Source organism: Syntrophomonas sp. UBA5494, from assembly GCF_002426325.1.
Genome location: NZ_DIPG01000017.1, coordinates 1 through 6,594 on the forward strand (window position 1 = coordinate 1; position 6,594 = coordinate 6,594).

At 48.0% G+C, this 6,594-nt stretch carries 8 protein-coding genes; 5 read left to right on the forward strand and 3 right to left on the reverse strand.

Annotated elements, in window-relative coordinates; genetic code table 11:
• The 5 genes from B3W37_RS02140 to B3W37_RS02160 form a co-directional block, all read left to right on the forward strand.
• Window positions 1–231: hypothetical protein (locus tag B3W37_RS02140; protein ID WP_483174633.1), on the forward strand; the 231-nt coding region annotated here is incomplete at its 5' end.
• Window positions 232–316: 85 nt separating this feature from the next.
• Complete coding sequence (locus B3W37_RS02145) at window positions 317–577, forward strand: type II toxin-antitoxin system prevent-host-death family antitoxin (RefSeq protein WP_483170861.1); 261 nt, start codon at window positions 317–319, stop codon at window positions 575–577.
• The gene (locus tag B3W37_RS02150; protein WP_483174634.1) at window positions 570–878 is read left to right on the forward strand and encodes a type II toxin-antitoxin system RelE/ParE family toxin; all 309 of its coding nucleotides are present in this window, start codon (window positions 570–572) and stop codon (window positions 876–878) included. Before B3W37_RS02145 ends, B3W37_RS02150 begins: the two co-directional genes overlap by 8 nt.
• 202 nt (window positions 879–1,080) lie before the next feature.
• A complete protein-coding gene (locus B3W37_RS02155; protein WP_483170863.1) occupies window positions 1,081–3,285 on the forward strand; it encodes a YcdB/YcdC domain-containing protein in 2,205 nt (734 codons plus the stop codon).
• Window positions 3,286–3,323: 38 nt separating this feature from the next.
• Complete coding sequence (locus tag B3W37_RS02160) at window positions 3,324–4,397, forward strand: YkvI family membrane protein (RefSeq protein ID WP_483174635.1); 1,074 nt, start codon at window positions 3,324–3,326, stop codon at window positions 4,395–4,397.
• A gap of 172 nt (window positions 4,398–4,569) precedes the next feature.
• On the opposite strand, the gene B3W37_RS02165 is transcribed toward B3W37_RS02160, so the two are convergent.
• The 3 genes from B3W37_RS02165 to B3W37_RS02175 form a co-directional block, all read right to left on the reverse strand.
• Window positions 4,570–5,229, reverse strand: a complete 660-nt coding sequence (locus B3W37_RS02165) for a formate dehydrogenase subunit gamma (protein WP_483170866.1) — start codon at window positions 5,227–5,229, stop codon at window positions 4,570–4,572.
• Window positions 5,230–5,244: 15 nt separating this feature from the next.
• The gene (locus tag B3W37_RS02170; protein WP_483170867.1) at window positions 5,245–5,604 is read right to left on the reverse strand and encodes an iron hydrogenase small subunit; all 360 of its coding nucleotides are present in this window, start codon (window positions 5,602–5,604) and stop codon (window positions 5,245–5,247) included.
• 12 nt (window positions 5,605–5,616) lie between these two features.
• Window positions 5,617–6,594, reverse strand: a 978-nt coding sequence (locus B3W37_RS02175) for a [FeFe] hydrogenase, group A (protein ID WP_483174636.1), incomplete at its 5' end; no start/stop codon positions are given.

Consider the following 6,594-nt stretch of genomic DNA (forward strand, 5'->3'; position numbering starts at 1 on the left):
TCATATACCTTCAACTCCCGCAATCAAAATCAACTCGCCGCCGTAAGCGGTAGCACCTACAACTACGATGCCGAAGGCCACCGCATCGCAGTCAATATTTTCGGCACAACATACGATGATGTTATCAATCCCCAGGCGGCCTTAAGTCAAGTCCTGGTCAGAACCGCTCCGGGAAATCAGAGATACTGGCACGGGGGTGGTAACTTATGGTACTCTCTTCTCCAAAAGTAAAAGATCTGGCTAGATCCGTTGCTCTTGCGTTAGTGGTATAATTATGACACAATAATACCATTAGAATATAAAGGAAGTGAAGAGTGTGCCGCGAATCATTCCGATCCGGGATTTAAAAAATACTAGCGAAATCTCTAAAATGTGCCAAGAGGCAACCGAGCCGATATATATTACCAAAAACGGCTATGGCGATATGGTTATTATGAGTGTAAAGATGTACGAAGAAAAATTGTTTATGCTGGATGTGTACAACAAATTAGCTGCAGCCGAGACACAGATAGCGGAAGGAAAGGTGCTGGACGGAGACACCTCTTTAAAAAGCATAAGAGAAAAATACAATGTATAGGTTAGTTGTTTCGGAGCTTGCTCACAGCGATTTGGATAATATCGTCTCGTATATTGCCGTTCAGCTTGCCAATCCCCTAGCAGCTACCACTTTCCTTGATGAAGTGGAAAAATGTTACGGCTATTTGAAAAGCAATCCGTTTATATATGAACGGTGTCATGATGCTTATTTGGAAAAAGGGGCTTACCGCAAGGCAACCATTAAAAACTATGCACTGGTTTATAAGGTTGATGAAGCGGCCAGGGTGGTTATCATTTATCGCTTTTTCTATGGTGCACAGGACTATATAAAACTGATATAAGTTTAGTGCATCTATTTTGCTCACACATTCCATTGCATTTATAAAAGACCGAAAAGACGGGATTTTAATCTCCCGCCTTTTTTGATTTTCTGCCTGATTTTCTAGCCTTGTCAGAAGTATGGATGGAACCTGTCGCCATGTCCCATATATACCATAATGTAGTATACTTTGATAAATACAGAGGGGATGAAAGGAGAGGGGAATGAGGAAAAGAAAAATGTTGGCAGTGGTACTGGCCGTTGCCGTGCAATTGACCGCCTTGCCGGCTTTGGCGACGGCGGCTGTGGATTCAGTGGAGATTGTTAAAAAGCCTATACCGGCAAGTACTGAGACTATTGAGGTAATAAGCTCAAAGCAGGCCTTAGAGATATTTTGTTCCGCCTTTCCGGAAATCACTGAGGGCCGGAACCTGGTCGCTGAATTCGAAGATTACGCAGGAAATTCAGTTTGGCGGATTCATGAAGCAGAGCAAGGCGGTTTGCGCCCCTCCCAGGGGCAGCGGGTAAGCGGGCAAATTGACGCTGCAAGCGGTGAAGTCCAGAGCATGTATTATAATCCGGGTGATGATTATTACCAGGGCAAAACCGTGACTTTTACCCGGGAACAGGCCCAAGTGGTGGCGCGACAATTTCTGCAGGAGAAACAGCCCCAAAAATACGCCCAGATTCAGCTTCGAGATGACATGGTTGCACCTTTTCCCAGTCGCAATCTGAACTTGTGCTATATTTTTAACTGGCAGCGGCTGGTTAATGGAGCAGCCATCGACTTTGACAGTATTAGCGTGGGGGTTAACGCTTATACCGGTGCGGTCACCCAATACGCCTGCAGTTGGCACGAACTTGAGCTTCCGGCTGGGAACGACTTGATACCGGCAGCCGATATGGCCAATAAGTTACAAGAACAGATAGAGTTGATTCCATGCTATATAGACGAACAAGATTCCATGGGCCAAAGGACCGGACGGGTGGTTCCCGCCTATCGCCTGAATATAAATGCACCGCTAGTCGATGCTCGGACTGGTCATTTCCTGGATTACCGGGGCAGGCGGCAGGGTGATGCGATTCCCCGCCTGTATGAACAGGCTTTTGTACCCGTAATTAACGCCCCGGCCCTTAACGAACCCCTTGAACCTGAGGCATATGTAAACCCGGAGGTGGCTATGCAAGCCGCCCGGGATTTCTTTAGCCTAATGGGGTACACAGACCAAATCCGCAAAAGTGGGAGCGGAGGCTCTAGCGGGGGCGGAATCCGGGAGGAACACTGGTCCTACAGCCTGCAAGATCCTGAAAAGCATCATAGCCATTTGCGGGTAGAGGTCAATGCCTTTACCGGAAAAGTAATCGGGTTTAGCGACGAGGACTATGATGGAATAAGCTCTGAGCCGGTCATGACCTATGCCAAAGGCAAAGATTTGGCCCAGGCGGCTATCCGGAAATTTGACCCTGACAAGGTTGAGCAGGTGGCATTTTGCCAAACCAATTGGGAAGATGACCGGGGCTATTATCATTACCAGTTTGTGCGTTTGGTTAACGGAATTCCGTTTAACAGGGATGGTATTAACATTACCCTGGATGGAAGCAATGGTAAAATAAGAGCCTATTTGAAGCAGTGGCGCCCGGTGCAGTGTGAAGTACTGCCTCATTTGCAGGATCCACAAATGATTAAAGATAAGCTCTGGTCGGCGGAGAGCCTCAAGTTCAGTTACATCCTGGCCAGAGACGAACAGTATATGACTCTTGGAGAGAGCATCCCGGCCTACTTAATTCCCTATACGGTATTTAATGCCGTAACCGGGGAAGTCCTTAACAATTCTCAACTATCACAGCTATCCAAGGATAAATCTGAACCCTGGAGTGCCCACTGGGCAGCACCGGCCTTATCATTATTAAACAATAATGGCCTGCTTTCTGACACCGTGCAGCCGGATAAGGCCATGACCCGGCGGGAAATCTTGAAGGTTCTGGTCGTGGCCACCAATCCACGAGACTACCGGGAAGATGAACAGCAGATAGAGGTTTCCCTGGCCGATATTCCCCAAGATGATCCCGATTTGAGTGTTTTTAAGCTGGCCATACAACGTGGCATCATTCCATCTGCCGGGGCGTTCTTGCCCGATCAGCCCCTTAGCCGGGAAGATCTGGCCATCTGGCTGGTTAATAGTCTGGGCTTCCAGGAAATAGCCGAGATGCCCAACCGCATTGACACCCCCTTCCGGGATGTTGGGCAAATCAGCGCCAATAAACCCAATTATGTAGGCCTGGTATCTGGATTGGGGTTGCTAACCCCTGATTCAGCCGGAAACTTTCGTCCTCAGGAAGAGGTAAGCTGGGCTCAAATGGCATTGGTCGCGGGCCGTTTGGCTCCCCGGGCCCTACGGCAGCCCGGCTCTTCAATATGGTACCGATAATGCCATGGGCAAAAAGGGATATGAGTAATTTAGAGCACATGAAGAGTATAACCTCGCGAGAGATTGCCATGGCCTTTACAGGAAGTTTATTGGGCGCTGGTTTTGTATCAGGACAGGAACTTATGCAGTTCTTTGCAGTATTTGGAGGTTTCGGACTGATAGGAATGTTCCTTGCCATCCTGATGCTATTGCTGCTTAGCGGCTTTGTTATGAAAATTTCAAACCGAACAGGAATTACAGAGTTTGACAAAATCATTGTAAGAAAAGAAAAAACCTGGCTCCGCGCAGTATTTGGCGGGGTATTTATTTTTTTCTTGTTTGATGTTGTCGTTATTATGACAGCGGGAGCTGGAGCCCTGCTGCATCAGATCTTCGGCATCCCAACAATCATGGGAAATGCACTCATGGCTATCTCTCTGGGGGTAGTAGCACTGTGGGAAGCTAGAGGGGTCTTGACTGCATTTAGTATTACAGTTCCTCTCTTGATTGTGGTGGCTATGATCTCTGGTATTTTATCATTTATATATTTTGATGGAAGCAATATGGTTGCCCGACCGTTTTCCGGGGCAAATCCTTTGCTTGGAAACTGGCTGTTTGCCGCGATTGTGTTTGTTTCCTATAACATGATGGTAGTCATGTCCATACTGGTGCCGATTGCACCAGATATAAAAGAAGATAAAACTATTCATAAAGGGATTTTTCAGGGGGCGGTTCAATTAATGATTGTATTCGTCTGCATTTTGCTCCCTTTGATTTTGAATCAACCTATGCTGGCCGATGCAGAACTTCCCATGCTTACCCTTGCCCAAAAAATACATCCTGTTTGGGGACTGGTCTATGCAGTTCTTCTGCTTTGCGGAATGTTTGGGAGTTCATTATCTTGTCTTTTTGGGGTAACTTTCCGCATCAAGAAAATCAAAAATATAAAGGGAAGCATTCTGATACCAGTATTGATGGTGGCGGCTTTCATGGGGAGTATTGCCGGCTTTAAAGAGCTAATAGCCATTGTCTTACCCGTCTGCGGCTATTTTGGGTTCTTTGCCATGATCGGTATCGTCATGCATTTTTTATCATTGCAGCAGAAGAGAATAAAGTTTGACTTTGATCATTGACAGGGTGGAATGGCCAACCAGCCGTCTCTGCTCCCTGGTGTTCGAGTTTGGCAGGAAATCGGCGGGCACAGCCGCAGGGATGGCCTTGTTTTCCAGCCCGCTGCCCTCTGCTGAAAAAAGCGGTCTGAATGGAAGCAGACCGCTTTTTCGCAATGTGTTGGTGCAGTTTTAATCAACTGGTTTCTTTAAGCTCAGCATACCACTTTTGGTTGTGATGGGCGGTAATTTCAGCATCGATATAGCCGTCCAGCATCATCGAAGCAAACTCCACTCTGGATTTGGGATGGATGGCTGCCAGGAAGAAATGGCCGCCGACTAATAAGATCATAATGATCGCGGTCCAAAAATGCACATTATAGCAAAAGCCCAGGAATGCCGGCGGCAGACTATGGCGCCATATCCACATGGGAAAACCGGTCAGTATGATCAGAATACAACCGAAGATGATCATCACTCCCAACATTTTTTGGCCGGCATTGTATTTATCCTGGGGAGGAGCTTTATCCACCTTAATAAAAGGGAGATATCCACCCATTACTTTTAACCATTGAAAATCTTCTTTGGAAAAGTGGGTTATGGTGTCAATGAAGCGGGAAAACCGGTCAAAATTCAGCAGAATATAAAGGGCGGGGGCAGCGGTAAAAACGACTCCGGCCCATCTGTGCACCAGCGAAGCATTGCCGAATCCGCCGAATATATTGCCGATAATATTGATATCCCAGTAAAAACCGACACCAGTCAGACCAAGAATGGTAAAAGCGATCAAATGCACCCAGTGCATGGTCCGGGTTTGGGCACCGTGTTTTAAGACCTTGCCTTTAGTACTGCTCATTCGTTTCCCTCCTAATTATGCAGCTTCATGGGCTCCGCTTTTCAACTCAGCGATGAAATCGGGGATGTCTTGGCCGTATTTGGTATGCAGCAGATGATGGGCCTTTTCGCTAACCGGCTTTACTTCGCCCGGCGAAAGAAAATCCTTGTAAATCTGGGCGATTTCCGGATTTTCATGCGACTTTCTGAGGGTCATCTTTTCATCCAAAGCATACATTCCGGCGGCTCTTTTTTCAATGTAGTCGGTGTTGGCAGCCAGAGCATCAAATCCCAATTTACTGAAAACACCGAGGAATACGGCGGCCACGGTCAGCATGCCCGCTCCCTTAAAAAACTGCCGTCTGGTCATGCCTTCACTTTCGGTGAAAAACTTCATTCCCTTTCCCTCCTAAATCATTTCTCTTCGGATGGGCTGGCCACCGCCGTTGATACACCCTCCGGGACAGTTCATGACTTCTATAAAATGATATTTGCTGCGACCTGCCAGCACATCCTCAATCAGCTTGCCAACATATTTGGTTCCGGTTACGATAGCTACATTGACAGGCAGGGTTTTGCCCAGAGACTTGACGGGTATCTCCACCGTCGCCTCTCTGACCGACTGTAGGCCTCTAACCGCCTTGAATTCAACATTATCCAGTGACTGGCCGCTCAATAATTCATAGGCGGTTCTTAAAGCCGCCTCCATGACACCGCCGGTTACTCCAAATATGGTGGCCGCGCCGGTTGAAGAACCGATCAGGCTATCCGCTGCTTCCTCGGGAAGATTCAGGAATTCTATGCCGGCATCTTTGATCAGCTGGGCCAGTTCTCTGGTGGTAATGACCACATCGACATCTTTATATCCGCTGGCGATAAACTCGGGACGATCACATTCATACTTCTTGGCGGTGCATGGCATTACCGAGACAACATACATATTCACGGGATCAACATTCAGTCTTTCAGCAGCGTAAGTCTTGGCCACCGCTCCGAACATCTGCTGGGGAGATTTGGCCGACGACAAATGGGGCAGTACAAGCGGATACTGATCTTCAGCATATTTGATCCAGGCCGGACAGCAGGAAGTGAACTGGGGCAGCGGCCCGCTATGTTCGTTGCCGGCCACCCCCAGGGCGTTGAACACCCGGTTTATTAATTCGGTTCCTTCCTCCATGATGGTAAGGTCGGCGGCAAACTCGGTGTCATATACCTGATTGAAACCGAGTCTGCGCAAAGCGGCATGCATTTTGCCTTTCACATTGGCGCCGGGTTCCAGGCTGAACTCCTCGCCCAGGGCTACTCTAACCGCGGGCGCTTCCTGAACCACCACATACTTCTGGGGATTGGCGAGAGCCTTCTTCACCTCATCAACCCGGCTGACATC

Coding starts and splice junctions, on each gene's coding strand:
- B3W37_RS02150 (WP_483174634.1), top strand. CDS start 570: ATGTATAGGTTAGTTGTTTCGGAGCTTGCTCACAGCGATTTGGATAAT.
- B3W37_RS02155 (WP_483170863.1), top strand. CDS start 1,081: ATGAGGAAAAGAAAAATGTTGGCAGTGGTACTGGCCGTTGCCGTGCAA.
- B3W37_RS02160 (WP_483174635.1), top strand. CDS start 3,324: ATGAAGAGTATAACCTCGCGAGAGATTGCCATGGCCTTTACAGGAAGT.
- B3W37_RS02165 (WP_483170866.1), bottom strand. CDS start 5,229: ATGAGCAGTACTAAAGGCAAGGTCTTAAAACACGGTGCCCAAACCCGG.
- B3W37_RS02170 (WP_483170867.1), bottom strand. CDS start 5,604: ATGAAGTTTTTCACCGAAAGTGAAGGCATGACCAGACGGCAGTTTTTT.